This window comes from Frigoribacterium sp. VKM Ac-2836, from assembly GCF_013248995.1.
Lineage (GTDB): Bacteria > Actinomycetota > Actinomycetes > Actinomycetales > Microbacteriaceae > Frigoribacterium.
Map to the genome: position 1 here is coordinate 428484 of NZ_JABRPK010000002.1, position 25725 is coordinate 454208.

Below are 25725 nucleotides of genomic sequence, written 5' to 3' on the forward strand. Positions count from 1 at the left end.
TCAGAGCCGCCCGTCGAAGAGGTGACCGCCGGAGGCGCTGGTCGAGTTCGCGTGACCGGTCCGGCCGGTCGCGTCGTAGGTCGCGGTCGCGGGGCCGGTCGACGCGGTGGCCAGGGTCTCCTGGGTGGCGCGGGCGGCGGCCCGGAGGAAGCGCTCGTTCTCGTCGCGGAGCTGGGCGATGCGGCCGGTCAGTTCGGTCATGGCGCGCAGATGGGCGGTGAAGATCTCGCCCCACGGGCCGGACGGGGCCGCGGTGATGATCTCGCGCAGGGGCGCCTCGTCGTCGATGCCCCACTCGCGGGCGACGGCCGACACCTCGACGCTGCGCTCCAGGCCCGCTGATCGCAGGCGACCGAGCACCTGCTCGACCTCACGCGTCGCGTGGTCGACCCAGCGGCTGCGGCCCGCGGTGAGCAGCAGCTGCTCCTCCTCGAGCTTGAAGGTCAACAGCTCGAGCAGCTCGCGCTCTCGCCAGAGCAGCGCGGAGAGTTCGTTCGCGCCCATGGGGGCCTCCTCGGTCGGGTACGTCGGGTTCGTCGGTCGTCGGCGAGGAGTGCCGGACGTCCTCTGCACCGGTGACTATCGGCGGAGGAGCGCCGTGCGTTAGCGTCCGCGCCGACCGTCCTCGTGAGGACGCATAGCCTCAAACCACCGCTCGACGGAAGGGGCGTTCCGACCCAGTACGGGGGTGGGGGTAGGGGACGTGTCCCCCGAAGAGATGACGGGCGTTCCCCCGCACTGGGGGCAGTCCCGGTCTGCCGCCGCCCCCCTCCTGCTCGATAGCGTTGCAGAGCAGCGACGGGCCCGGTCGGGTCGGTCGCACCGCACCATCCGCGGTCCCGCCGTCCTCTCACACGGTGACCCGCGCCTCCTCGGCGATCCCTGTCGACGTGCCCTGATCAGAGGGCCGTTCGTCGCGCCCGGAGTCACCGTCACCGGACCCGAGAGGTCCCCTTCGCACTGGGAGTCGCGATGAACCGCACCGAACGCAACGCCATGGTGGTGGAGAACCTGCCGCTGGTCGGCTACCTCGTCTCGGAGGTGTGCGCCCGCGCAACCCACCTGTCGCGCGACGACCTCGCCTCGGTCGGTGCCGTCGCCCTGGTGCAGGCCGCCGACGCCTTCGACCCCACCCTCGGCATCCCGTTCGGCGCCTACGCCCGCACCCGCATCGTCGGCGCGTTCGCCGACGACATGCGCTCGGGCGACTGGGCCAGCCGCGGTACCCGCAAGCGCATCAAGGAGACCCTGGCCGTGCAGGAGGCGCTCACCGCGACCCTGGGGCGCGCCCCGAGCGTCGACGAGATCGCCGGTGCCCTCGGCGTCGACCGCCAGACGGCCGCCGGCGCCCTGACCGACGCCGCGCGGACGGTCTCGGCCCTCGACGACACCGTCGCCGACCACCTCGCCGCCGACCTGCCGCTGCCCGAGGAGAACCTGCTGGTCTCCGAGCGCAGCCGCTACGTCGCCGCCGCCGTCGAGGCCCTGCCCGAGCGCATGCGCCTGATCGTCGAGGGTGTCTATTTCGGCGACCGCACGGTCACCGAGATCGCCGACGAACTCGGCATCACCCACTCGGCGGTGTCGCAGCAGCGCACCGAGGCCGTCCGCCTGCTGCGCGACGCCCTCGAGTCGCACTACGCCGACGATCCCGACGCCGAGTTCACGCCGGTCTCGAAGACCGCTCCGGCTCGCCGCAGTGCCTACCTGTCGCGTGTCGCGACGAACGCCGCCGTGGGCATCGCCCGTGCCATGCGCGAGCCCGACGCGGCCGCGATCAGCACCGCGGTCTGAGGCCGTCAGAAAAACTTCTGCGGCTGACTAACAGTCGCGGTCGACCGGCCGACAGTAGCCGGTGTCAGCCCACGGATGGGCAGACGAACACCACCCAGTCACGGAGGAGAACACCATGGGTATGCAGATCAACACCAACCTCGCGGCCAACAACACGTACCGCAACCTGAACGCCACGCAGAACGACCTGTCGAAGAGCCTCGAGAAGCTCTCGTCGGGCCTCCGCATCAACCGTGCCGCTGACGACGCGGCCGGCCTCTCGATCTCCGAGGGCCTGCGTTCGCAGGTCGGCGGTCTGACGGTGGCCGCTCGCAACGCCCAGGACGGCATCTCGGTCGTCCAGACCGCAGAAGGCGGCCTGACGGAGGTCCACTCGATCCTCCAGCGTGTCCGCGACCTCGCCGTCCAGGCGGGCAACGACTCGAACAACGCCGACGCCCGCAAGGCGATCACCACCGAGGTCACGGCCCTGTCGGACGAGCTCACCCGCATCTCGGGCTCGACCAACTTCAACGGCATCGAGCTGCTCAGCAAGGACAAGAGCCTGACCTTCCAGGTCGGCGCGGGCAGCACGGCCGCCAACGACCAGATCGACGTCAAGCTGATCGATGTCAGCGCCGTCGCCACGGCCATCGGTGGCACCGTCGCAGCAGGCACGCCGGGGACGCCCGACACGACCGACCCCGACACCGGTGTCGTCACGCCGGGCACGCCTGCCGGGCCTGGAGTCCGCTCCGGTGCACTGAAGTTCGACACGGCCGCCGACGCCCTCGACTCGATCGCCGCGATCGACGCGCAGATCGCCAAGGTCTCGTCGGCTCGTTCCGAGCTGGGTGCCGTGCAGAACCGCTTCGAGCACTCCATCGCGTCGACCAACGTCGCGAAGGAGAACCTCTCGGCGGCTCAGTCGCGCATCCGCGACGTGGACATGGCCGAAGAGATGGTCAAGTACACCCGCTCGAACGTGCTCAGCCAGGCCGGCACCGCGATGCTCGCCCAGGCGAACCAGAGCACCCAGGGCGTGCTGTCGCTCCTCCGCTAGTCGTAGCCGAGGAGGGTCCCGTGCTCCCAGCTCGGGCCTGACACATCGCCTCACCGCGGTTCGAGACCGGGTGGTCTCGACGGTGCAGCTGATCCTGCACCGTCGGGCCACCCGGTCTCAGCACGTCCCCCCTACTTCGATCTGCCCCACGGTCCGATCCCGGACACCCCACCTCGACAGGAGCACCAGATGGCCTCGCTCGGCATCGACGGCCTCGTCAGCGGGCTCGACACGACCACGCTCATCAACACGTTGATGCAGTCCGAGGCCGTGCCCCAGACGATCCTGAAGAACAAGGCCACGGCCGGGCAGACGCTCGTCACGGCCCTGCAGGGCCTCAACACCAGGATCGCCGACCTGGCGACCCTCGCGACCTCGACCGCCAAGGCGGGCTCGCTCTCCCTCTTCACGCCGACCAGCAGCTCGACGGCCGTGACGGTCACCACCGCGGCCGGGGCCGTCTCCGGCTCGATCGACCTCGTGGTCGGAGCGACCGCGTCGTCCAAGACCGCGGTCACCGCGGCGATGACGGCCTGGCCCGACTCGCCCGCGACCCTCACCTTCGTCTCGGCCGCCGGCACGAAGACCGAGGTGACCGCCGCCTCCTCGTCCCTCGACGACGTCGTCAAGGCCGTCAACGCCTCGGCCGCCGGCGTCTCGGCCGTCAAGGTCGCCTCCGGCAAGGACGCCTCCGGGGCCGTCCAGTACCGCCTGCAGTTGTCGAGTACGACGAGCGGCGAGGCCGGCGGCTTCGACGTCCGTCGCGGGACCGCCGCCGACGTCGACGCGGGCACCGCCCCCGACCTCATCTCGCAGCCCGGCGCCGCCGTGATCTCGCAGGCCCGCGACGCGTCGATCACCCTCTGGGCGGGGACGGCGGCCGAGCAGGTCGTCACGAGCGCGAGCAACACGTTCACCGACGTCATCCCCGGCGTCTCGGTCACCGTCTCGGCCGTGACCACCGAGCCGGCGCACGTCTCGATCACGCGGGACGCGACCGCCGCCACCAAGGTCGCGACCGACCTGATCGCGGGCGTCAACGGGGCCTTGAGCCTGATCAGCAGCAAGAGCGCCGCCAGCACCACGACCAACTCCTCGGGCGTGAGCACGGTCGCCGCCGGCGTCTTCGGCGGCAACTCGACCACGCGCGGCATCACACAGCGGCTGACCGACGCCGTGCTCAGCCCGGTCGGCGGGCAGTCGCCGAGTGCCATCGGCATCTCGATCGACGCCAAGACCGGCCAGTTCGCCGTCGACGCCACGAAGTTCGCCGCCGCCCTCGCCGCCGACCCCGCCAAGGTGCAGGCGACCATGAGCGCCATCGCCGCCCGGGTCGCCTCGACGTCGACCGCCGTGTCGGACAAGTTCGACGGATCGTTGACCAAGGTCATCACGGGGCAGCAATCGGTCGTGAAGGACCTCAACAACCGCGTCAGCGATTGGGACGATCGCCTCTCCGCACGCCGCGCGAGCCTGCAGAAGACCTACTCGGCCCTCGAGACCTCGCTGAGTGCCCTGACCGCGCAGCAGAACTACATCTCGAGCCAGCTCGCCACCCTCTCGTCGAGCAGTAACTGATGGACGCCACCTCGTTCGCCGCCTTCGCCGCGGCCTCGGCCGGCCCCTCGGCCGTCGTGCAGAAGCAGCGCGCCCAGTACACGAGCGACGCCGTGCTGTCGGCGACCCCGGTGCAGCTCGTCACCATGCTCTACGACCGCCTCATGCTCGACCTGTCGCGCGCCGAGATGGCGCAGGTCGCCGCGAACTGGGGTGCCGCCTCCGAACAGCTGCTGCACGCCCAGGCGATCATCGCCGAGCTGTCGTCGTCACTCAAGATCGACGTCTGGGACGGCGGCGAAGGTCTGCTCGCCCTGTACACGTACACCTCGACCGCCCTGGTCAACGCCAATGTGCACCGCGACGTCGCGCAGACCCGCGAGGTGGTCGGGCTGCTCGAGCCGCTGCGTCAGGCCTGGCACGAGGCCGCGGCCTCGCTGCAGACCGGTGCGGTGTCCTCGGCGCCGGGCCTGGCGGGAGGCTTCGGTGTCGCCTAGGACCGACCGGACGCACGCCGCCTGGCGCGCGGCCCTGGACGAGCTGGAGGCGCTGGTCGCCGAGGCGGACGCCTCTCTTCCCGCAGGCGAGGCCGATACGGCCACCCCGCCGACCGAGCCGCGACGCTGGACGCCCCCCACGGGGCTGGGCCCGTTGCCGCAGGACCTGGCGACCCGCGCCTCCTCGTTGGCCGAGCGCCAGCGCGGCGTGATCGGTCGCCTCGAGGCCGCGCGCGCCGCCGTGTTGCAGCACCTCGGCGCCGTCCGCACGGTCGAGGCCTCTCACGAGCCCTCGCGTCCGGTCTACCTCGACGCCACCGGCTAGGCAGGCCTCACCGAGATGTCACGACGTGCCGCTCACCTATGAAGGTGAGCGGCACGTCGTGACATCTCGAGCGAACAGGAGGGCTCAGCCGAAGGGGATCACCCCGACGACGATCGCGACCACGAGCATCACGACCGAGACCACGGCCGCCCGCCAGAGCACCTTCTTGTGGTGGTCGCCGAGGTTGACGTTCGCCAGGCTCACCAGCAGCAGGATCGCCGGCACGAGCGGGCTCTGCAGGTGCACGGGCTGACCGATCACCGAGGCGCGGGCCATCTCGACCGGTTCGATGCCGAACGCCGCGGCGCTCTGGGCGAGCACCGGCAGGATGCCGAAGTAGAAGGCGTCGTTGCTCATGAAGAAGGTGAGCGGCAGGCTGAGCAGCCCGGTGATGACGGCCAGGTACGGTCCCAGCTCGTTCGGGATCACCTGGACGAGCCACTGCGCCATCGCGTCGACCATGCCCGTGCCGTTGAGCACGCCGATCAGCACGCCGGCCGCGAAGACCATCGAGACCACGCCGACGATGCTCGGCGCGTGGGCGACGATCTCGGCCGACTGCTGCTTCACCTTCGGAAAATTGATCAGCAGCGCGACCGCGACGCCGACCATGAAGACGTAGGCCAGCGGGAACAGGTCGAGCACGAGCAGCACCATCACGACGACGGTCAGGGCGAAGTTGAACCAGATCAGCTTGGGGCGCAGGGTCTCGCGCGTGGGGTCGAGCATCGTGTCGGCGAGGGTGCCGCTCATCGGGGTGCCGTTCTCGCTGCCGGTGCCGGCCGGGCCACCGGGGTTGTCGACCGCGCGCTCGCCGGGGGCGTCCGCGCGGCTGCCGTCGGCGCGACCGCCGCGCAGGCCCAGGGCGACCGTCGGGCTGGTGAACATCGAGACCCCCACGCCCGCCGTGCCCGGGCCGCCGCCGCGGGCGGCCGTGGCGAGCTCGCGCGACAGCGGTGACATCTTCTCGGCGGCGGCGGCCAGCACCGAGCCGCCGAGTTCGACCGTGCCGAGGCGGCGGCGCTCGCGCAGGCCCATCAGCCAAGCGAACACGAACACGATGATCAGGCCGGTGATCAGCGACGGCACGAGCGGCACGAAGATGTCGGACGGCGCGACGTTCAGCGCGGCGGCCGCCCGCACCGTCGGACCACCCCACGGGACGATGTTGAGCGTGCCGTTGGCGAGGCCGGCGACGCAGGTGAGCACGACCGGGCTCATGCCGAGCTTGAGGTAGATCGGGAGCATGGCGGCGGTCGTCACGATGAAGGTGGTGGACCCGTCGCCGTCGAGCGAGACGGCCCCGGCCAACAGGGCCGTGCCGAGCACGATCTTCGCGGGGTCGTTGCCCGTGACCCGCAGGATGAACCGGACCAGCGGGTCGAACAGGCCGACGTCGATCATCAGGCCGAAGTACATGATCGCGAACATCAGCAGCGCCGCGGTCGGGGCCAGGTCGCCGATCGCCTCGATCACCATGTCGCCGATGCCGAGCCCGGCCCCTGCGAACAGGCCGAAGATGGTCGGCACCATGATCAGGGCGAGCATCGGCGAGAGCCGCTTGGTCATGATCAGCACCATGAAGGTGGCGATCATCAGATAGCCGAGGATGACGAGCATCAGGACTCCTTCGTCCAGTTCGTGTGTCCGGGCACGCTAACCGCGCCGCCCGGCGCCCGTCGCGCTTGTGCGCATTGGCCGACTATCGCGCGTTCGGCACCTTGTGCTCGTTCTGCTCGGTCCGGTGCGTGCGGTCCACGAGGAGGCGCGGGTCGGGTCGGCCCCGCCCGGTACCCTGACGGGCGTGACCGACGACAGCTCACCACGGGGACGCCTCACGACGGCGAGACGGGGGACGGGTGCGCGACGCGACGCGAGGCGGGTGCCGACACCGCGCCTCCGGAAACGACGTTTCGCCACCGAGGTGCTGCTGTTGCAGCTGGCCGTCGTCACCGCCATCGTGCTGCTGACCAGCGCCGTCTTCGCGACGATCGCCGTGCAGCGCCTGGCGCGCGAGGCCGAGTCGACGGCCCTCGCCGTGGCGCAGAGCGTCGCGAGCGACGCCGACGTCCGCGAGCAGGTCGCACTGCTGAGCGTCGACGGGACCGCGATCGACCAGGAGGCGCTGGCCGGCGGAGCCCTGCAGCGCACCGCGGTCGCGGCCCAGCAGCGCACCGGGGCCCTCTTCGTCGTCGTGACCGACGATCGCGGGGTGCGGCTGGCGCACCCGGACCCCTCCCGCATCGGCGAGCGCGTCAGCACCAGCCCCGAGGCCGCGTTGCGCGGAGAAGAGGTCGTCGCCTGGGAGCGCGGCACGCTCGGCGACTCGGCCCGGGCGAAGGTGCCGATCTACGCGCCAGGCGTCTCGGCCGACGCGGCGTCGGAGGTCCCGGGTGCGGCGGTCGGCGTGGTCGGCGAGGTCAGCGTCGGCTACGCGCCGACCCGGGTCTACGACACCCTCGTGCAGGACGCCCTGCCCGTCGTCGGGGTGGCCGTGCTGGCCCTGGCGCTCGGCGTCGTCGCGTCCGTGCTGATCCGTCGGCGGCTCGATCGGGCGACGCTCGGTCTGCAGCCCGAAGAGCTGTCGACCCTCGTGCAGAACCAGCAGGCCGTGCTCGGCGGGGTCGGCGAGGGCGTGCTCGCGGTGTCCCGCGACGGCGTGGTGACGGTCTGCAACGACCAGGCCGCCCGTCTGCTGGGGCTCGACGCGGGCGCCGTGGTGGGGCAGCCACTCGACGGGCTCGACCTGCCCGAGGGGCTCGTCGCGCTGCTCGGCTCGAGCGGTCGGCACGACGACGTCGAGGCGATCCCGGCAGGAACGCCAGTCGGCACCCCGGCCGACACGACGCTCGTGGTCGACCATCACGTGCTGCTGGTCGACGTGCGCCCGGTGTCGCGCGACGGGGTCGACCTCGGCCGGGTGGCTGTGGTGCGCGACCGCACGGCCGTCGAGGCCCTGACCCGCCGGCTCGACGCCGTCGGCGCGATGACCACGGCCCTGCGCGCGCAGCGACACGAGTTCGCCAACCGGCTGCACGCACTCTCGGGGATGCTCGAGCTCGGTCGGGCCGAACAGGCCCGCGCCTACCTCGCCGACGTGCTCGACCACGGGCCGTTGCGCTACCCGGTCGCCCACGCCGACCGGTTGACCGAGCCGTACCTGCAGGCGTTCCTCGGGGCGAAGGGCGTCGAGGCGGCCGAGCGGGGCGTGCTGCTGAAGCTCGGGCCCGAGACGCTCGTCACGGGCTCGGTCGTCGAGCCCGGCGACGTGACGACCGTGCTCGGCAACCTGGTCGACAACGCGGTCCGCGCCGCCGTGGCCGGTCGGGTCACCCCGGCCTGGATCGAGGTCGAGGTGCTCGACGACGGCACCGACCTGCACCTGTCGGTGATGGACTCGGGTGACGGCGTCGCCGACGCGGGGCGGCTGTTCGACCGCGGACCGCACGGCGCGGGCGACGAGCCCGACCCCGCGCGGGTGCACGGCCTGGGCTTCGGGCTGCCGTTGTCCCGTGACATCGCCCGGCGTCGGGGCGGGGACGTCTGGCTGGGCTCGCCGGGCGGTGACGAGCACGGTGCGGTGTTCTGCGCGAAGCTCGTGGACGCGGTCTCGAGCGAGGCGGCGGCGACGGTCGTGGCCGAGCCGCCCCGCGCCTCCTCGTCCCCCGACGGACCACACGACCGGCACGACCCGCGTGCCGGCGGCACACCCCGCCGCCCCGAGAGGACCACCCCGTGACGACCGAACTCACCGTGCTCGTGGTCGACGACGACTTCTACGTCGCCGACCTGCACCGTCGCCAGGTCGAGCAGCTGCCCGGCCTGCGGGCGCTGCCGGCCGTCGGCACGGTCGCCGAGGTGCGTCGCGTCCTCGCCGAGCAGCAGCACGTCGACCTGCTGCTGCTCGACGTGCACCTGCCCGACGGCAGCGGACTCGACCTGCTGCGCGAGGTCGACGTCGACGCCTTCGTGCTCAGTGCCGCGTCGGACGCCACGACCGTGCGGCGGGCCCTGCGGCGCGGGGCGCTCGGCTACCTGATCAAGCCGTTCGCGTCGGGCACGCTGGTCGACCGGCTCCGTGCCTACCAGCGGTACCGCAACGTGCTCGACGAGCGGACGGCCGTCGACCAGGAGGCACTCGAACGGGCCCTGCGCATCCTCCACTCCGGCGACGCGGCCAAGGCGGCCTCGCCGTCGCGGTCGGCGACCGAGCAGGCGGTGCTCGAGCAGTTCGGCGCGGAGGCCGGGGGAGGTGCCGGTGCCGGTGCCGGTGCCGCTGCCGCCGGCGGGGCCGAGGTCGGGCCGCTCGAGCTCTCGGCGGCGGACGTCGCGGCCCGGGTCGGGGTCTCGCGTGCCACGGCCCAGCGCTACCTCGCGGCGCTCGCCGCCGACGGCCTCGTGACGATGAAGCTCAGCTACGGCACCACCGGCCGCCCCGAGCACCGCTACTCGCGCCCCTGACCCGACCCGCGCCTCCTGCCCGCCGCCCTGCCCGTCGCCCTGCCCGCCGCTTCGCACCACGGACTGGACGTCGCACCGCCCACTTCGGCGGTGCGACGTCCAGCAGGGGGTGCGATGCCCCCCCGCTCATCGGGGCGAGCCGCCGAGGAGGCGCGGCCCGGCCAGCACCACGACGAAGAGCACCCGGCGGTCAGCCGTCGAGGCCCACGAACCACCAGAGTGACGCGATCTCGGCGGGCTGCCGCTGGAGGCCGATCCACAAGCCGACCGGCCACAGGAGCAGGGGCAGCACGACCCCGACCGCGATCGCCGCGACCACGACGGCGAGGAACACGAGCCCGACCAGAGCGCCGACCGATCGGCGACCGACAGCCGCATCCGCAGCCGCCTCGTCGTCGTCGTCCACGACGATCCTCTCGTCGGGGTCGGCGGCGTGCTCGTCCCCGAGGCCCAACAGCCGTCGGCCGTCCTCGTCCATGCGCGCGCCTCCGTCCCCCGGTCCTGGGCGCGACGCTAGCAGTAGCGGGCGTGCGCCCCCACTACGGGGCAGCTGCCCGCCCGACGCTTACGTCGCCCCGCGTCCCGCCGATAGAGCGCCGTGAGCACGGATCGCTCGCACCCCCCGGCCACGGATCGGCCCTCGCACTCCACCGACCCCACCGGGACAGGCATGCCACTCGAATCCGTGACGCAAGCGGCGCTGCAGAGCGCCCTCGACGGTCTCTCGCTGCGCCAGAAGACGATCGCCGCGAACATCGCGAACGTCAACACCCCGAACTACACCGCCAAGCGGGTGCAGTTCGAGGAGGCGCTGGGCAGGTCGGTCGCGTCCGGCAGCGGAGCGGTCCAGGCGTCCACGTCGCGCAGCCTCGAGCCCACGCGCCTCGACGGTAACAACGTCAACCTCGACACCGAGACCCTGTCGAACGTCGACACCGTGCTGCGGTACCAATTCGCCACGCAGGCCATGAACTCCGAGCTGACGGCCGTTCGTGCGGCGTTCCGGACGAACTCGTGACCGCCTTCGACGCGATCGGCATCGCGAGCACCGGCCTGACCGTGCACCGCAAGTGGCTCGACGCCGTCTCGGACAACATCGCCAACGTCAACACCGTCAAGTCGATGGACGACACCGCCTTCCAGGCTCGCTACGTCGAGGTGCAAGAGGGTGCCGGCACGTCGGGCGCCTTCGTCAAGGCCGACCGGTACGGCAGCGAGGCCGGCCGCGTCACCTACCTTCCCGACCACCCGCTCGCCGACGCCGAGGGATACGTGCGCATGCCCGACATCGACCTCGGTGCCCAGATGGGCGACCTGATCATGGCGCAACGTGGCTACCAGGCCAACGCCGCCGTGGTCGACCGTGCCAAGACGGCCTACGAGGCCGCACTCCAGATCGGACGTGGCTGATGCCCATCGCAGGAATCCAGGCCCTCGGGGCCGTGCAACAGTCCGGCTACGCCGACGTGGGCTCGCTCATGCGGGCCGGCGGCGCGTCCGACGTGACGGGTGCGACCGGCGCGACCGGCGCCTCCTCGGTCTCGGGTGCGACCTTCGGGGCGACGATGACCGGTGCCGTCGAGGGGCTGCAGCAGCTGCAGTCCGAGGCGAAGACCCTCGCGGTCAAGGCCGTCACCGGTGACCTGACCGACATCCACGACGCGACCATCGCGGCGACGCGTGCCCAGGTCACGCTCGAGCTGGTCAGCGCCGTCCGCAACAAGGGCGTGGACGCCTTCAACGAGATCATGAGGATGCAGGCCTGATGCCCACCGCCGTCAAGGGTCAACTCGCCAAGCTGGGCGCCGCCCTCCAGAGCTTCACGGTCGCGCAGCGCACGATCGCCGTCATCCTGCTCGCCGCCCTCGTGCTCGGCGTCGTCGCCTTGGTCAGCTGGCTGGGCAAGCCCACCTACACGCCGCTGTTCAGCGGTATCGACCCGACCGACGCGAGTGCCATCGTCGAACTGCTGCAGACCGACGGCGTCCCGTACGAGTTGACGGCGGGCGGCGGCACGATCCTCGTGCCCGAGGCGAACGTGTACGACGAGCGACTCAAGGCCGCGGCCGCGGGGCTGCCCGCCGCGAGCTCGGGCGGCGGCTACTCGCTGCTCGACACCATGGGCGTCACCTCGTCCGAGTTCCAGCAGAACGTCACCTACAAGCGCGCCATCGAGGGCGAGCTCGCCAACACGATCAAGGCGATGGACGGCGTGAAGAACGCCAGCGTGCAGCTCGCGATCCCCGAGGACTCGGTGTTCGTCTCCGAGCAGCGCGACCCGACCGCCTCGGTCTTCGTCGAGACGCGGGCCGGCGCGACGCTGGACTCCAAGCAGGTGCAGGCCATCGTCAACCTCACCAGTGCCTCCGTCGAGGGCATGAAGGCCACCGACGTGGCCGTCACGGACGCCTCGGGCACGGTGCTGTCGGCCGTCGGCAGCGGAGCCGTCGGAGGCGCGGGCGGCGATGCGAGCGACTACGAGTCGAAGGTCCAGGCCTCGGTCCAGGCCATGCTCGACAAGATGGTCGGCCCGGGCAACTCGTCGGTCGTGGTGGCCGCCGACCTCGACCAGAGCTCGGGCACGAAGGTGACCGAGTCGTTCTCGCAGCCCGAGAGCGGACCGATCGCCCTCAACGAGTCGGGCACCACCGAGCAGTACGGCTCGGGCGCGAACGGGGCGAACGGCACCGGCGCGACCGGTGTGCTCGGACCCGACAACATCGCCGTCCCCACGGGCACCAACGGCACCACCACCGCAGGGACCGGTGCCGACGGGGGGTACACCAACGAGTCGACGACCAAGAACAACGCCGTCGACAAGGTGACCGAGAGCCTCGCCGTTCCGGCCGGCGAGGTGAGTCGTCAGACCGTGTCGGTCGCGCTGAACTCGGCCGCAGCGAACGGCGTCAACATGCAGAGCGTCCGCGACCTGGTCGGCGCCGCCGCCGGGATCGACGCCGCCCGCGGCGACACCGTCCAGGTCGCCCAGGTCGACTTCGACACCTCGGCCGCGGACGCCGCCGCCGAAGCGCTGAAGGCCGCCGACGCGGCCAGTGCCAGCGAGGCGATGTGGGGCACGATCCGCACCGTCGGCATCGTGGCGGCCATCGCGATCGCGGCCATCGTGGGTCTGATCGTCTTCGCCCGTCGCAGCCGTCGCCAGGACCGCGAGGACGTCGACCTCGGCGAACTCGCCCCGCAGAACGGTGCCCAGACCTGGGACGCCACGATGCCGTTGTCGCTCGACGACGCCGTGGCCACCTCACGGCTGACGCTGCCCGGCATGGGCGAGCCGAAGACCGAACTGCTCGACGTCGACGCTCCGACCCCCTCGCCCGAGTTCGTGTCGGCCGAGCGCCGCCGCGCCGAGATCGACGCGATGGCCGAACGCGACCCGGGCAAGACCGCCGAGTTGCTGCGGGGCCTGATGGACGACCGGCAGCCCGCATGAGCCTCGTCCCCACCACGTTCGGCAGCCCCGCGGCGCCCGGTGTCGGCACGCCTCTGACCGGGCCGCAGAAGGTCGCCGTCATCCTGATGCAGATGGACCAGGCCCGCGCGGCCGCGGTCATGAAGGAGTTCAGCGAGGTCGAGGCCGAAGAGATCGCCGCCGAGATCGTGCGCCTGCGTCGCGTGGACCCGTCGATCGCCGAGGCCACCGTGGCCGAGTTCCACGACCTCAGCGTCAGCGGCCGTTACCAGCGCCGCGGCGGGCACGACGTGGCCGTCGGCCTGCTCGAGGCCTCGTTCGGTTCCGAGCGCGCCGCCGGCGTCATGGAGCGCATGGCGTCGAACATGGCCGGCAAGTCCTTCGAGTTCCTCGACGAGGCCGAGGCCGGTCAGGTGGTGACGCTGCTCGACGGCGAACTGCCGCAGACCATCGCCCTCGTCCTGGCGCACCTGAGGCCGCAACAGGCGTCGGCCGTGATGTCGGGCCTCGACGTCGAGTTGCGCGCCGACGTCGCCCAGGCCATCGCCACCATGGGCACGGCCACCCCGGAGTCGGTCGGCATCGTCGCGGCCACCCTCAAGGTGCGGGCCGGCGCGGTCGTCGCCCCGCGAGAGCAGGTCGAGGTCGTCGGCGGCATCCAGCCGTTGATCGAGATCCTCAACCGCAGCGACGTGGCGACCGAGAGGGCCTTGCTCGAGGGCCTCGACGAACGCGACCCCGAGCTGGCCGAAGAGGTGCGCTCGCGAATGCTGACGTTCGAGGACATCGTCAAGCTCGAGTCGCGGGACATCCAGCAGGTGCTGCGGGGCATCGACGCGGCGATTCTCGCCACGGCGATGAAGGGGGCTCCGCCCGCGGTCACCGAGGTCATCCGCGGCAACGTCTCCGAGCGCAACCGCGAGCTGCTGGACGACGAGCTGCAGTCGATGGGTCCGGTCCGCAAGTCGCAGATCGAGGAGGCGCGGGCGTCGGTCGTGCGCGCCATCCGCGAACTCGAGGCGATGGGCGCGATCACCATGCACCGCTCCGACGACGACGCCCTCGTCGACTAGCCCGGCCCCGGGCAGCGTGTCTCGACCCCGGCACGCGCGGAGGCCCCCCTTCGGGGCAAGGGCTAACGCCGGCCCGGCGGACGCCGAGAGTCGCCGGTGAGCACGGATCGCTCACCCACCCCTGGCCACGGATCGGCCGTCACCCCCAACGCCGAACGGCCCGTGATGCTCGATTCCGTGATGACCCCCGAGGGCGCTGCCCCGGCCTTCGCGCGCGTCAGCTATCCCTCCGTGACGGTGCCCGGGTCCGACGCCGCCGCCACCCGACAGGTGCACGACGCCCGCTCCGAGGCTCGCGGTCACGCCGCCGGGTACGCCGCCGGCCTGCGGGCCGCCGAGCTCGAGCTGGCCGCCCGACGGGCCGTCCTCGAGGCCGAGCACTCCGACCTGCTGTACCGCCTCCAGGCTGCGACGGTCTCGACCGTCGAGGCCCTCGCCGCGTCCGCCCGTGCGCTCGACGCCCGCGTCGCGCCGGTCCTCGACGACGCCGAGGAGGCGCTGGTCGCGACCGCTTTCGAACTCGCCGAGGCGGTCCTCGGGTACGAGCTGCGGGCCTCCGAGCCCGTCGACGCCGGGTCGTCCGTGGCCGAGGCCGTCGACCCCCGCGCCGGACGCACGGCTCGCGCGGCCGTCGCCCGGGCCCTCGCCGTGACCGACCCCGGCGACGTGGTGACGGTGCGTCTGCACCCGGCCGACCTCGTCCAGCTCGACGCCGCGACGCGCGACTCGGTGGCCGCCGCCGTGGCCTTCGTCGCGGACGCGTCCCTGGCTCGCGGCGACTCCGAGGCCGAGCTGCGCGTCGGCCAGGTCGATGCGCGACTCGGCACGGCGCTCGACCGTGCCCGGACGGCGTTGCTCGGCGACTCGGCGACGGACGGGGGCGTCTCGTGACCCTCACCGCGCCTCCTGCCCTCGTGTCGACCGGTGCCGTCGTCGACGGCGAGCGTCCGCACGTGCCGGCCGTCGTCGCCCCCCGCCTCGACGCCGCCCGCGCCGCGGCTCGCCCGCAGCGCGTCGGCCGGGTCAGCTCGGCCGTGGGCCTCGGCCTCACGGTGCAGGGTCTCGACGCGGCCGTCGGCGAGATCGTCGCCGTGGGCGACAGGACCGCGACGTCCGGTGCCGATGCCGGTTCGAACCTCGCCGAGGTCGTCGCGACCACGCCCGACGGCGTGCGCTGCATGCCGCTCGGCCGCCTGACCGGCATCACGACCGGCACGCCCGTGCGCTCGACCGGCCGCCCGCTGCTGGTCCCGACCGGGACGGGCCTCTTCGGGCGCGTGCTCGACGGCCTCGGTCGACCCATCGACGGCAAGGGCCCCCTGTCCGGCTCGGACGGCGGTCGCGTCGACCTCGTCCCGCTCGACCACGAGACTCCCTCCGCCATGCATCGGGCGCGCATCGACACGCCCCTGCAGCTCGGCGTGCGGGTGCTCGACACCTTGACCACGGTCGGCAAGGGCCAGCGCGTCGGTTTGTTCGCCGGCTCGGGCGTCGGCAAGTCGTCCCTGCTGTCGATGATCGCCCGCGGTTCGGACGCGCAGGTCAGCGTGATCGCCCTGGTCGGCGAGCGCGGTCGCGAGGTGCGGGAGTTCCTCGAGGACGACCTCGGCCCCGAGGGCCTCGCCCGCTCGATCGTCGTCGTGTCGACCAGCGACGAGCCCGCGCTGATGCGCCTCCGTGCCGCGTTCGTCGCGACCCGCATCGCCGAGTCGTTCCGTGACCAGGGCGCCGACGTCGTGCTGATGATGGACTCGCTCACCCGCGTCGCGATGGCCCAACGCGAGATCGGCCTCTCGGTCGGCGAACCGCCGGCGACCCGGGGCTATCCGCCGTCGACGTTCTCGGTGCTGGCCGGTCTGCTCGAGCGTGCCGGGACCGACCGCGTCGGCTCGGTGACCGGGCTCTACACGGTGCTGGTCGACGGTGACGACCACAACGAGCCGATCGCGGACGCCGCGCGCAGCATCCTCGACGGGCACGTCGTGCTCGATCGCAAGCTCGCCGTGACCGGGCACTTCCCGTCGGTGGACGCACTCGGCTCGGTGTCGCGCGTCGCGTCGAAGGTGACCAGCCCGCCGCAGCGCGCCGCGGCGACGAGCCTGCGCAAGGTGATGGCCGCGCGGCGGGCCGCCCAGGACCTGCTCGACGTGGGCGCGTACCAACGCGGCACGAACCCGCTCGTGGACGCGGCCGTCGACCACCAGGGCGCCATCGACGCGTTCCTGCAGCAGGGCATGGACGACCGGGCGGCCTCGGCCGACTCGTGGAACGCCCTGGCGTCGCTCACCTCGCGGTTCGGAGGGCTCTGATGGCACGCCCGTTCTCGCTGCTCGGTCTGCTGCGGCTGCGTCACGCCCAGCAGGACCAGGCCGGAGCCGTCCTCGCCGAGGCCAACGACCGTCTGCGCGAGGCCGCCGACGAGCGCGTGCGCGCCAAGCGCACCCTCGCCGACGAGCCGTCCGAGGTCACCGACGCCGCGATGCTCAGTGCGCTGGCCGCGTCGCGGGCCTCGTCGCGCGGCATGCTCGCCGAGCTCGACGCGGTCGCCCGGCGCCGTCAGTCGGACGTCGATGCCGCGCAGGCCGCCTTCAACGAGGCGCGTCGTGCGGCGATCGGCCTCGAGAAGCTCGAGCACAAGCACGTGGTGGCCGAGGCGGCCGCCGACCTGCGCGACGAGCAGATCGCCCTCGACGAGATCGCCTCGCGCCCCCGCCCCGACGGCTCGCCGTCCGGCACCCACCCCGAGAACCCAGGAGGCGCGGCGTGAGCCCCGTGACCGAGGTCCTGTCCCGGATCCAGGACATCCAGGCGACGATCGCCCAGCTGCGTGCCGGTGCGACCGGTGCGACCGGCGGGATGACGTCCGCGACCGCCGCCGCCGGGTCGAGCACGTCGGCCACGGCGTTCGCCGACGCCCTCGCCGGCACGTCCGGGACGGGCGCCACGGCGACGAGCGCCTCCGTCGACGCCGTGGCCGGCTCGGTCGCGAGCGGCAGCGGGGCCGACGGCTCGGACGTGGTCGAGTCCGCGAAGAAGTACCTCGGCGTGCCCTACGTCTTCGGCGGGGAGGACCGGACGGGCATGGACTGCTCGGGCCTCGTGCAGACGGTCTTCAAGGACCTCGGCGTCAGCATGCCGCGCGTCGTCCCCGACCAGGCGAAGATGGGCGCCGAGGTGTCGTCGCTCGCCGACGCGAAGCCCGGCGACCTGCTCGTGCCGAAGGGTGAGGGCCACATCGTCATCTACCTGGGCGACGGCAAGGTGCTGCACGCGCCCCGCCCGGGCAAGGACGTGCAGATCGTCGACAACTGGTACAAGGACGCCGACCTCAGCACGATCCGACGCATCGTCCCGGCCGAGGGCGCGTCGGCCTCGCCGGCGAAGACGGTCACCCCGACCGCGTCGACCGCGTCGTCGGGGACCGACCTGATGACGGCGGCCCTGCAGAAGTTGATGAGCGCGGGGGTGGCCTCGTGACCCTGTCCCGCACCCAGCCGTTCGCACCTCCCGCCCTCTCGGACTCCTCGGCGCTGCGCAGCCCCACGGGGCCGCGAGGGCCGGGTGCCGGGGGAGCCGGTGTCGCCCGCGACGCCGATCGCTCGGCCACCGGCTTCGGCGCGGCCATGCGTGAGGAACGCGCCTTCGTTCGTACCCCGGATCGGCGCGAGGCCCCCGTGGACGGCCGGGACGCCCCGGCTGCCCCGGAGCTCACGGAGCCCTCGACGCCCGCCTCGGACGAGACCATCGCCCAGTCGTCGCCGCTCGATCCCGCCGCCGTCGTGTCGGCCTGGCACTGGCCCCTCGCGGGGGAGCGGGCGGCCCCGACCGGCGGTGCCGACGTGCTCGCCGCCGAATCGACCTCGACCACCGACGGTGGACTTGCAGCCGTGGGCGGCGCGACGCCCGAGGACGCGGCGAGCGGGCCCGAGACGGCCGGTCTCCCGGTCACCGGTGCGGCGTCCTCGGCGACCGCCGGCTCGGCCCTCGTCGGCTCGGCCCTCGTCGGCTCGCCCCTCACCGGCTCGCCCCTCACCGGCTCGGCCCTCGCGGGCTCGCCCCTCACCGTCTCGCCCCTCGCCGGCTCGGTCCTCGCCGCTCAGGCGGCCCCGGTCGCCCTGTCGGCGCGACCCGCCGCGTTCGCTGATCCGGTACGGACCGGATCGAGCGCCTCGTCGGTGTCCGCCGGGCCGGCCTCCGCCCTCGACACGACCCGGACCGGTTCGACGCTCGAGGTCCCCGCCGAGTCGCTGATCGACGCGGCGCCGGCCGCGTCGGGCACCGCGATCCCCGCGCCGGCCGCGTCGGGCACCCTGAACCCCGCGCCGGCTGCATCGAGTGCCGCGATCCCCGCGCCGGCCGCATCCGCCTCGGGCACCGCCGTCACCACGAGCTCCACCGTCACCTCGGGTTCCGCCCTCGCCACGGCCCCGACCGCCGAGGTCGCCTCCCCGTCGTCCGTCGGCACGAGCGCACCGCGCTGGCCAGTCGATCCGGCGGCGGCCGGGCCGGTCGATCCGGTCCGTACCGGATCGCTCGCTCCGGCGGCGGCCGGGCCGGTCGATCCGGTCCGTACCGGATCACCGATCTCGCGTCCTGCCCACCCCGAGGGCTCGGCGGCGGACGGCCGCGGCGTGTCGCCGGCCGCCACCGGCACCTCCGGCTCCACGCTCGGGCTCGCGCCGGCGGCCTCGGCCTCGGCGGCAGCTTCCTCCACCCCGTCCGCGGCCGCAGCAGCTCCTGCGGCCGCCCCCTCCCCGGCGGCATCCGCCCCTGCGACCGTGTCCGTCGATCCGACCGTCCTCGCCGTCCCCGCGGCCGGAGCGACGTTCTCCGTCGCGGCGACCGGCGCCTCCTCGTCGGCGACCCCGACCGCGGCCGCGACCCAGCAGGCGCCGCTGCCCCAGCAGCTCGCCCGCCCCCTCTTCACGCTCGCCGCGGCCGGTCCCGGCGTGCACGTCGTGACGGTGGACGTCGCTCCCGAGGCGCTCGGCCCGGTGACGGTCCGCGCCCACGTCTCGGCGCAGGGTACGCACGTCGAGATGTTCGCCGCGTCGGACGCCGGTCGGGACGCGGTCCGGGCGATCCTCGGCGACCTCCGTCGCGACCTCGCGACGGCCGTGTCGTCCGCGAACCCGGGAGGCGCGGGTCAGCAGACCAGCGTCGACCTCTCGTCCCAGAACCAGCCGTCCGACCCCCGTGGTGACCGATCCGGTCAGCTCGGGACGCAGGGTGGCGCGGAGGGCGGACCGGGCCGACAGGCGCGCGACGCCGCCGAGGCGCGCAGCGCCGACGCCCGTGCCGGACGCGCGCCGCGCGACGGAACCGACCCCCTCGACGCGACGGGTGCGGTCGACCGCACCCGCGCCTCCTCGTCCCTCTCGACGTCGATCGACGTCCTGGCCTGAACCGGAGACCCCATGCCCTCGATCGACCAGATATCGGGAACCGTCGACGTCGCGACCCAGATCGCAGCCGCCAACGCCGCGAAGAGCGGTTCGAGTCGCACGACGTCGAACACGATGGACAGCGAGATGTTCATGAAGCTGCTCGTCACGCAGCTGAAGAACCAGGACCCGTCGACCCCGATGGACACCAACGCCATGATGTCGCAGACCACGCAGCTGGCGATGATGGAGCAGGTCACCGCCCAGACGACGACCGCCAACGAGAACTTCTCGCTGCAGATGCGCATCGCCGCCTCGAACCTGGTCGGTCGCGAGGTCAGCTACACGGGCGCCGACGGTGTCGAGGTGAAGGGCACCGCCACGAGCGTGTCGTTCGCCGAGGCCGTCCCCAAGGTCTCGGTCGCCGGGAAGGAGGTCGCGTTGGATCTCATCTCGGGCATCGCCACGACGACGGCGTGACACCACCGGCACGACCCACACCACGGACACCACCCGCACCACCCGCACCACCACACGAACCGCCCCGGGAGCAGGACGCGACCGGCACCACCCGCGCAGGACGCGCCTCCAGATCTCTCCCCAGCTGAAAGGCAGCACCCATGCTCCGCTCCCTCTACTCCGGCATCTCGGGCCTCCGTTCGCACCAGACGATGCTCGACGTCACCGGCAACAACATCGCCAACGTCAACACCGCCGGCTTCAAGTCGTCGACCACCCAGTTCCAGGACACGCTGTCGCAGATCACGCAGGGCGCGGGCGGCCCGCAGACCGGCATCGGCGGCACGAACCCCGCCCAGATCGGCCTCGGCGTGCAGGTCGCCGGCATCTCGACGAACTTCTCGCAGGGCTCGGCGCAGGCCACCGGCAAGGCGACCGACCTGATGATCTCGGGTGACGGCTTCTTCGTCACGCGGCTCGGCAACGACACGATGTACACGCGTGCCGGTGCCTTCGACTTCGACGCCGACGGCCGCCTCGTCTCGTCCGACGGCAAGATCGTCCAGGGCTACTCGGCCACGAACGGCGTCATCAACGACGGAGGCGCACTCGGCGACATCACGCTGCCCCTGAACGCGGCGGCCCCGGCCTCGGCGACCTCGAGTGCCACCGTCGGCGGCAACTTGCCCAGCGAGTCCGCCGTCAACGACAGGATCGTCCGTGACACGAAGGTGTTCGACGCGAACGGCCTCGAGCGCACCCTGACGTTGACCTTCACCCGCACGACCACCGGCTGGGACGCCTCGGCGACCGACGGCAACGGCGGAGCCACCACCTCCCTCACCTTCGCCGACGGCAAACAGACCGGTGCGGCGGCGTTGAACCTCAACGGCGTGACCGTCGACCTGTCGGGCGTCACCGGCTTCGCAGCGCTCAACACGACGTCCATCACCGAGCAGAACGGTCGCGCCGCCGGCACGCTGCAGGGCTTCTCGCTGTCGAAGGACGGCACGCTGATGGGCCAGTTCAGCAACGGCTCGACCGTGGCGCTCGGCCGCGTCGCGCTCGCCACGTTCGCGAACCCCGGCGGCCTCGAGAAGGAGGGCAACTCGGGTTACCGTGCGACCGCCAACTCGGGTGCCGCGACGGTCGGCGCCCCCGGCTCGCCCGGCGTCGGCTCGCTCTCCAGCGGATCGCTCGAGATGTCGAACGTGGACCTGTCGCAGGAGTTCACCAACCTGATCGTCGCCCAGCGCGGCTTCCAGGCGAACGCCCGCATCATCACGACCTCGGACGAGGTGCTGCAAGAGCTCACCAACCTCAAGCGCTAGTCGTCCTCGGCCCTGACGTCGCCGGCTACCCCCGCGTGAGCCGCCGGGCCGCTCGGCGCGAGCATCCGCTCACGAACGCCTCGAGCGGTCCACGACGGTCGAGGAGCGCGAGGACCGCTCCGACGGCGATCGCGGCGGTCACGTGCACGGCGACGATCACGGGCCCGCTGTACCACCACGGATAGCCGGTCAGCGTCGCCCCGCCCTCGACCAGGAGTTGGAGGGCGACGGTCGTGAGCCCGGCTGCCGCGACGTGCAGCGTGTAGACGGTCAGCGGTGCGGCTCCGGCCGCGCGGAGGGGCTCGGTGACGCGTGCCGCGTTCTTCGGCAGCCGTGCCGTCGCCATCAGCAGCAATGAGATGACGAGGACCGCGAGACCGGTGCCGCGAAGGATGTCCAGCGTGGTTCCGGTGTGCGGCGTCCGCAGGGCGAGTGCCCACCAGTCCGAGCTGAACGGCGCGCCGAATCCTGGCGATCTCGTCAGCATCGTGAGTTGCTCCGGTGTCAGACCGGGCAGGGACGACACCATGGCCGCTTGCCCGCCCACGGTCGCCAGCAGCCAACTGATCGCGAAGGCGGCGGCCGTGGCGGAGGCGCCGACCACTGCGGCCCGGCGGAGCAGACGCGTCTGTGAGCCGTCGCGTCGTGCGTCGAGCAGCCACGTCGCGAACGCCATCCCGACGAGCAGGTACACGAGCCAGGTGACGACCGGGTACATGCCGGTGATGAGCACGGCGCGCCCCGCTCCGAGCGGGTCGCCGATCACGGTGTTCCAGCCGAGGCTCCCGCCCTCGTCGACGACCTGGAGCGAGCTGCGGAGCATCGCGTTCGCGATCGGGCCGAGGGCCGCCAACAGTCCGGCCCCGGCCAGTAGCCGGGACGGTCGGACGCCGAGAAGGGGGATGCAGAAGATCATCGCCGCGCCGAAGTAGACGAGCACGACCACGATGTTGCCCGGCATGAGGCCCAGGGTCGCGCCGAGGATCATCACGAGGAGGGCCCTGGTGAGCAGGGCCCACCGCGCTGCGGCCCCGTGGCCGTGCTCGAGGTAGCGTCTCGTGGCGAGCACCACGCTGACTCCACCGATGACCGCGAACAGTGTCGACGCATTGCCCTCGGTGATGCTCGACAACCACTCGACGGCACCGGGGGTGCCTGCCGTCGGCATGAGGTGCACGCACATCATGCCGACGATGGCGACGAACCGGGCGAGGTCGAGACCCACGAGCCTCGGGAGGCTGCCGGGCCGAGGCGAACCGTCTTGCGGTGTCGGCGGTGTCGGCGGTGTCGGCGATGCCGGGTGCGTGGCGGGGGCGTCCGGCACCCGGCGCCTCTGACGTGTGGCTGGGGAGATGTCGTTCATGGGTTCTCGTGCTCCGATGAGTTCGTGCGAGGCGGGGTCCGCTCGTCGTCAGCGTGCAGATGGGTGCGAGGAGCAGGCATCCGCCCGCAGGACGACAGCGATCACCCCCGTGACATTGACCATGTTACATGTCAGTTGCTGTGATTGGTCGGTCAGCGGGGGATGCGTGCGAACGCCGCGCGCAGCCGGGCCCCGCGCGACGGGTTCAGCTGCTCGACCCAGCCGATGCGGCCCCACAACTGCGCGGCGAAGTCCGGGTGCCCGGCCCGGTTCTGCGCCTCGAGCCCGGTGGTGGCGGCGTTGTGCAGCACGGCCCGCAGCCGGTCGTACTCGGAGCGCACCGTGTTCGTGCCCTGGTTCACGACGACGCCCGTGACGACCTGCCGTGTGGCCGCCCCGCGCACCCGCGTCTTGGCCGGGTTGAGGTCGTGGCCCTCGTCGGCGACGATGCGTCCCACGCCCCGCACGAACGCGTCGGCCCGTGCGGCGAACGCCCCGTCGCCGCTGAACGCGAGATCGTCGGCGTACCGCGTGTACGTCGCCCCCGCGGCCCGGGCGTACCCGTCGAGCCGCGAGTCGAGTCGGCGGACGGCGACGTTCGCGAGGGCGGGCGAGGTCGGTGCGCCCTGGGCGAGGTGGGCGACGGCGAGTGCTCGGCGAAGGGCGAACCGGTGATCCGGGCTGCCGCCGGGGGGCATGCGAGAGAGCACGCCCGGCGGCACGGAGGTGGTGCAGAGCCCGGTGAGCACGTGGGCGACGGCGTCCGGCAGCCCCTCGCGCCGCAGGGCGCCGAACACGTGACCGGCGGTGACCCGGGCGAAGAACGAGGTCAGGTCGAGGGCGATCACGACCTCGCGACCGACGTGCTGGCTGGCTCCGCTGATCGCGCTGCGCCCCGGGACGAAGCCGTGTGCCGCGTCGTGCAGGGGCACCGCCGCGAGCACCTCGTCGAGCACGACCCGTTGCAGGTCGCGCAGCCGGAACCCCGGCACCTCGAGCAGTCGCGGGGTGCGTCCCGGTCGCGCCCGCCACTCGTACCGGTGGTGCTGCAGGGGGCCGCGTTCGACGCGGCGGTGCCACCGGCCGGGGTCGGCGAACCAGTCGAGTTCGCCCACGGTGAGGCCCAGCAGACGCGCGACGTCGGCCACGGTGCCCAGGCGCAGGAGGCGCGGGTCGGCCGAGCGCGCCTCCTGCGTCACGGGCACGTGGTGGGCGATGCGCAGCGGTCGGCCGAGCGCGCTCGCCTCGGCCACCGCCTCGACGAACGCCGGGTGGTCGCGGACGAGGGCGACGAGGGTGCGGGGGTCGTCGTGCGGCGCTCGCGGCAGTGTGCGCACGAGGTCTCGGGCCAGGGGCCGCCAGAACCGGGACGGCCCGTCGATCGCGTCGGAGGCCGCTGCGGCGAGCTCGCGGACCGACCACTGCGCGCCGAGCAGGGCGTCGGCGAGGGCCGTCGCGACGGCGTCGGGCCCCGGGTCGGGGTCGCGGGCCAGCGCGGCCGACGCCGGTGAGTGGCCGATCACGAGATCACCGGCCGGGTGAGGGACCGGGAGGCGGTGGCCGCCGTGGGCGAAGGGAAGCGGCGGTGCCTCGGCGACTCGTGCATCGGTGCGGGCCGCGCGCCGCGCGAAGCGCGGTCACCGGCCTGCGGGGCGGTGCCGTGGTCGATCTGCGTGCCCCGGGGTAGCCCCGGAGAGGACGGCACAGCGCGTGTGCCACCCACCTCGCCGAGACACCGCCGCATCCCGTCACGCTAACCGAGGCCACCGACGGTCGAGATCCCTCGTGAGGCTGAATCGGGTGCGTTGCGCCTCCCCGCCCGGGATGACGAGGAGGCGCGGTGCCTGCTCTGCAGACACCGCGCCTCCTGTGCTCCCCGGCTCGTGCGCCGGGGTCGGGCGATCTAGTAGGTCTGGACCTGTGCCATCCCGGCGCTGAAGGTGGCGATGCCGATGACGATGCCCAGGACGAGGAAGACAGCGCTGAGGATTACTCCGGCCAGGGCGAGGCCATGGCCGCGCTCGCCGGTCTTCTTGATCTGCGACAGCGAGATCAGGCTCACGATCAGGCCGGCCAGTGAGAAGACGAAGGCCAGGATGAAGCCGACGATCGCGAGGACGTTGTAACCCGCGGCGGTGCCGGCGGACTGGGGCATAGCGGTGTTGGACATGGGTGCTCCTAGGTGAGGTGACGCCGGGGACATGAGGCGAGACGAGTGCGACCTGTTCGAATCGAGAATGCCTCAAACAGACCGGCCGCGCGCGCGATTCTGACAGATCGATGTGATCACGTGTGACCAACATATCGCCCGGCCTTGTGGTTCATCGCGAGGACGAGGTTCAACACGACGGCGCCGAGGGCCGAGAGCAGCACGATCCAGGGCGAGACGACGGTCAGCGAGGTCAGCACGATGAGCACGTCGAAGCCCATCTGCACGTAGCCGGCCCGCAGCCCGGCGCGTTCCTGCAGCACCAGGGCGAGGATGTTGATGCCGCCGAGGCTCGCCCCGTGGCGGAAGAGGATGAGCAGGCCCACGCCGACGAGCAGGTTGCCGGCGAGGGTGCCGTAGACCGGGTCGACGCCGTCGATGTCGAACATCAGGGGGTGCAGGTACGAGAAGGCGGACAACATGACGACGGTCAGGATCGTCCGCAGGGTGAACGGCCAGCCCTTCTTCCACACGGCGAGGGCGAAGAACGGCACGTTGACGAGGACGAACAGCACGCCGAAGGTCCAGCCCGTGGCGTAGCTGGTGAGCAGGGCGAGACCGGCGGTGCCGCCCGAGACGGCTCCGCTGGTCTTCAGCAGGAACAGTCCGAACGAGGCGAGGAAGACGCCGGTCACGACGCCCATCACGTTCTCGGCGAGGGTGTGTTTGTTCGCGTCGACGGTCTCGATCGAACCGGTCAGGGCGGGGTCGTCGATGCCGTGGCGGGCCGGGGCCGCGGCGTCGGGGGTCGCGGCGTCGGGCAGGCCGGCCGGCGAGGACTCGGACGCCTCGGCTCGATC

The 25725-nt window shown here is 72.5% G+C and carries 26 protein-coding genes; 19 read left to right on the forward strand and 7 right to left on the reverse strand.

What is annotated here, in order from left to right; translation table 11 throughout:
• Entirely contained in the window at positions 1 to 504 is a 504-nt protein-coding gene (locus tag HRF36_RS08375; protein ID WP_173208873.1) for a flagellar protein FlgN, read from the reverse strand.
• A gap of 468 nt (positions 505 to 972) precedes the next feature.
• Here HRF36_RS08375 and HRF36_RS08380 point away from each other — a divergent pair, with 468 nt between their 5' ends.
• The 5 genes from HRF36_RS08380 to HRF36_RS08400 all read left to right on the forward strand — a co-directional run bounded on the left by HRF36_RS08380 (position 973) and on the right by HRF36_RS08400 (position 5215).
• Positions 973 to 1794: a sigma-70 family RNA polymerase sigma factor gene (locus HRF36_RS08380; RefSeq protein ID WP_173208875.1), complete on the forward strand. Its 822-nt coding sequence runs from the start codon at positions 973 to 975 to the stop codon at positions 1792 to 1794.
• A gap of 115 nt (positions 1795 to 1909) precedes the next feature.
• Complete coding sequence (locus HRF36_RS08385; protein WP_305792163.1) at positions 1910 to 2836, forward strand: flagellin; 927 nt, start codon at positions 1910 to 1912, stop codon at positions 2834 to 2836.
• A 189-nt stretch (positions 2837 to 3025) separates the two neighbouring features.
• Positions 3026 to 4414, forward strand: a complete 1389-nt coding sequence (gene fliD / locus HRF36_RS08390; protein ID WP_173208877.1) for a flagellar filament capping protein FliD — start codon at positions 3026 to 3028, stop codon at positions 4412 to 4414.
• On the forward strand, positions 4414 to 4890 hold the full coding sequence (gene fliS, locus HRF36_RS08395) for a flagellar export chaperone FliS (protein WP_173208879.1): 477 nt from the start codon (positions 4414 to 4416) through the stop codon (positions 4888 to 4890). The genes fliD and fliS overlap by 1 nt, the downstream gene beginning before the upstream one ends.
• On the forward strand, positions 4880 to 5215 hold the full coding sequence (locus HRF36_RS08400) for a hypothetical protein (RefSeq protein ID WP_173208881.1): 336 nt from the start codon (positions 4880 to 4882) through the stop codon (positions 5213 to 5215). Before fliS ends, HRF36_RS08400 begins: the two co-directional genes overlap by 11 nt.
• A gap of 84 nt (positions 5216 to 5299) precedes the next feature.
• On the opposite strand, the gene HRF36_RS08405 is transcribed toward HRF36_RS08400, so the two are convergent.
• Positions 5300 to 6835 carry a CitMHS family transporter gene (locus tag HRF36_RS08405; RefSeq protein WP_173208883.1) on the reverse strand — a complete coding sequence of 512 codons (1536 nt, stop codon included), beginning with the start codon at positions 6833 to 6835 and terminating at the stop codon, positions 5300 to 5302.
• Between the two features lie 184 nt (positions 6836 to 7019).
• Here HRF36_RS08405 and HRF36_RS08410 point away from each other — a divergent pair, with 184 nt between their 5' ends.
• Positions 7020 to 8954 (forward strand): ATP-binding protein, encoded by a 1935-nt coding sequence (locus HRF36_RS08410; RefSeq protein ID WP_371740086.1) that lies wholly within the window; start codon positions 7020 to 7022, stop codon positions 8952 to 8954.
• On the forward strand, positions 8951 to 9676 hold the full coding sequence (locus tag HRF36_RS08415; RefSeq protein WP_173208885.1) for a response regulator: 726 nt from the start codon (positions 8951 to 8953) through the stop codon (positions 9674 to 9676). Before HRF36_RS08410 ends, HRF36_RS08415 begins: the two co-directional genes overlap by 4 nt.
• 190 nt (positions 9677 to 9866) lie before the next feature.
• Here HRF36_RS08415 and HRF36_RS08420 read toward each other — a convergent pair whose 3' ends face one another.
• The gene (locus tag HRF36_RS08420; RefSeq protein ID WP_173208887.1) at positions 9867 to 10154 is read right to left on the reverse strand and encodes a hypothetical protein; all 288 of its coding nucleotides are present in this window, start codon (positions 10152 to 10154) and stop codon (positions 9867 to 9869) included.
• Positions 10155 to 10346: 192 nt separating this feature from the next.
• Between HRF36_RS08420 and HRF36_RS08425 the strand changes: the two genes are divergently transcribed.
• From HRF36_RS08425 to HRF36_RS08480, 12 genes are all read left to right on the forward strand, one after another.
• Positions 10347 to 10694: a flagellar basal body protein gene (locus tag HRF36_RS08425; RefSeq protein ID WP_055975153.1), complete on the forward strand. Its 348-nt coding sequence runs from the start codon at positions 10347 to 10349 to the stop codon at positions 10692 to 10694.
• Positions 10691 to 11086, forward strand: coding sequence for a flagellar basal body rod C-terminal domain-containing protein (locus HRF36_RS08430; protein WP_173208889.1), 396 nt, complete (start codon positions 10691 to 10693; stop codon positions 11084 to 11086). The genes HRF36_RS08425 and HRF36_RS08430 overlap by 4 nt, the downstream gene beginning before the upstream one ends.
• Positions 11086 to 11442 carry a flagellar hook-basal body complex protein FliE gene (fliE, locus tag HRF36_RS08435; protein WP_173208890.1) on the forward strand — a complete coding sequence of 119 codons (357 nt, stop codon included), beginning with the start codon at positions 11086 to 11088 and terminating at the stop codon, positions 11440 to 11442. Before HRF36_RS08430 ends, fliE begins: the two co-directional genes overlap by 1 nt.
• A complete protein-coding gene (fliF, locus tag HRF36_RS08440; RefSeq protein ID WP_173208892.1) occupies positions 11442 to 13127 on the forward strand; it encodes a flagellar basal-body MS-ring/collar protein FliF in 1686 nt (561 codons plus the stop codon). Before fliE ends, fliF begins: the two co-directional genes overlap by 1 nt.
• Positions 13124 to 14179: a flagellar motor switch protein FliG gene (fliG, locus tag HRF36_RS08445; RefSeq protein WP_173208894.1), complete on the forward strand. Its 1056-nt coding sequence runs from the start codon at positions 13124 to 13126 to the stop codon at positions 14177 to 14179. The genes fliF and fliG overlap by 4 nt, the downstream gene beginning before the upstream one ends.
• A 96-nt stretch (positions 14180 to 14275) precedes the next feature.
• On the forward strand, positions 14276 to 15070 hold the full coding sequence (locus HRF36_RS08450; protein ID WP_173208896.1) for a hypothetical protein: 795 nt from the start codon (positions 14276 to 14278) through the stop codon (positions 15068 to 15070).
• A gap of 62 nt (positions 15071 to 15132) precedes the next feature.
• Positions 15133 to 16488 (forward strand): FliI/YscN family ATPase, encoded by a 1356-nt coding sequence (locus HRF36_RS08455; RefSeq protein WP_173209975.1) that lies wholly within the window; start codon positions 15133 to 15135, stop codon positions 16486 to 16488.
• Positions 16488 to 16946, forward strand: coding sequence for a flagellar export protein FliJ (locus tag HRF36_RS08460; protein WP_173208898.1), 459 nt, complete (start codon positions 16488 to 16490; stop codon positions 16944 to 16946). Before HRF36_RS08455 ends, HRF36_RS08460 begins: the two co-directional genes overlap by 1 nt.
• Positions 16943 to 17656, forward strand: coding sequence for a C40 family peptidase (locus HRF36_RS08465; protein ID WP_371740087.1), 714 nt, complete (start codon positions 16943 to 16945; stop codon positions 17654 to 17656). The genes HRF36_RS08460 and HRF36_RS08465 overlap by 4 nt, the downstream gene beginning before the upstream one ends.
• Positions 17653 to 19584 (forward strand): flagellar hook-length control protein FliK, encoded by a 1932-nt coding sequence (locus HRF36_RS08470; protein ID WP_173208900.1) that lies wholly within the window; start codon positions 17653 to 17655, stop codon positions 19582 to 19584. The genes HRF36_RS08465 and HRF36_RS08470 overlap by 4 nt, the downstream gene beginning before the upstream one ends.
• Positions 19585 to 19596: 12 nt before the next feature.
• On the forward strand, positions 19597 to 20043 hold the full coding sequence (locus HRF36_RS08475; RefSeq protein ID WP_173208902.1) for a flagellar hook assembly protein FlgD: 447 nt from the start codon (positions 19597 to 19599) through the stop codon (positions 20041 to 20043).
• Between the two features lie 140 nt (positions 20044 to 20183).
• Entirely contained in the window at positions 20184 to 21353 is a 1170-nt protein-coding gene (locus HRF36_RS08480; protein ID WP_173208904.1) for a flagellar hook protein FlgE, read from the forward strand.
• Between the two features lie 25 nt (positions 21354 to 21378).
• Here the strand turns inward: HRF36_RS08480 and HRF36_RS08485 are convergent, their stop codons facing one another.
• From HRF36_RS08485 to HRF36_RS08500, 4 genes are all read right to left on the reverse strand, one after another.
• Positions 21379 to 22578, reverse strand: a complete 1200-nt coding sequence (locus tag HRF36_RS08485; RefSeq protein ID WP_371740088.1) for a heparan-alpha-glucosaminide N-acetyltransferase domain-containing protein — start codon at positions 22576 to 22578, stop codon at positions 21379 to 21381.
• Between the two features lie 290 nt (positions 22579 to 22868).
• Positions 22869 to 24239, reverse strand: coding sequence for a reverse transcriptase family protein (locus tag HRF36_RS16290; protein ID WP_217271093.1), 1371 nt, complete (start codon positions 24237 to 24239; stop codon positions 22869 to 22871).
• 380 nt (positions 24240 to 24619) lie between these two features.
• The gene (locus HRF36_RS08495; RefSeq protein ID WP_173208907.1) at positions 24620 to 24886 is read right to left on the reverse strand and encodes a DUF4190 domain-containing protein; all 267 of its coding nucleotides are present in this window, start codon (positions 24884 to 24886) and stop codon (positions 24620 to 24622) included.
• Positions 24887 to 25002: 116 nt separating this feature from the next.
• On the reverse strand, positions 25003 to 25641 hold the full coding sequence (locus HRF36_RS08500) for a YitT family protein (protein ID WP_371740137.1): 639 nt from the start codon (positions 25639 to 25641) through the stop codon (positions 25003 to 25005).
• Between the last annotated feature and the right edge of the window lie 84 nt (positions 25642 to 25725).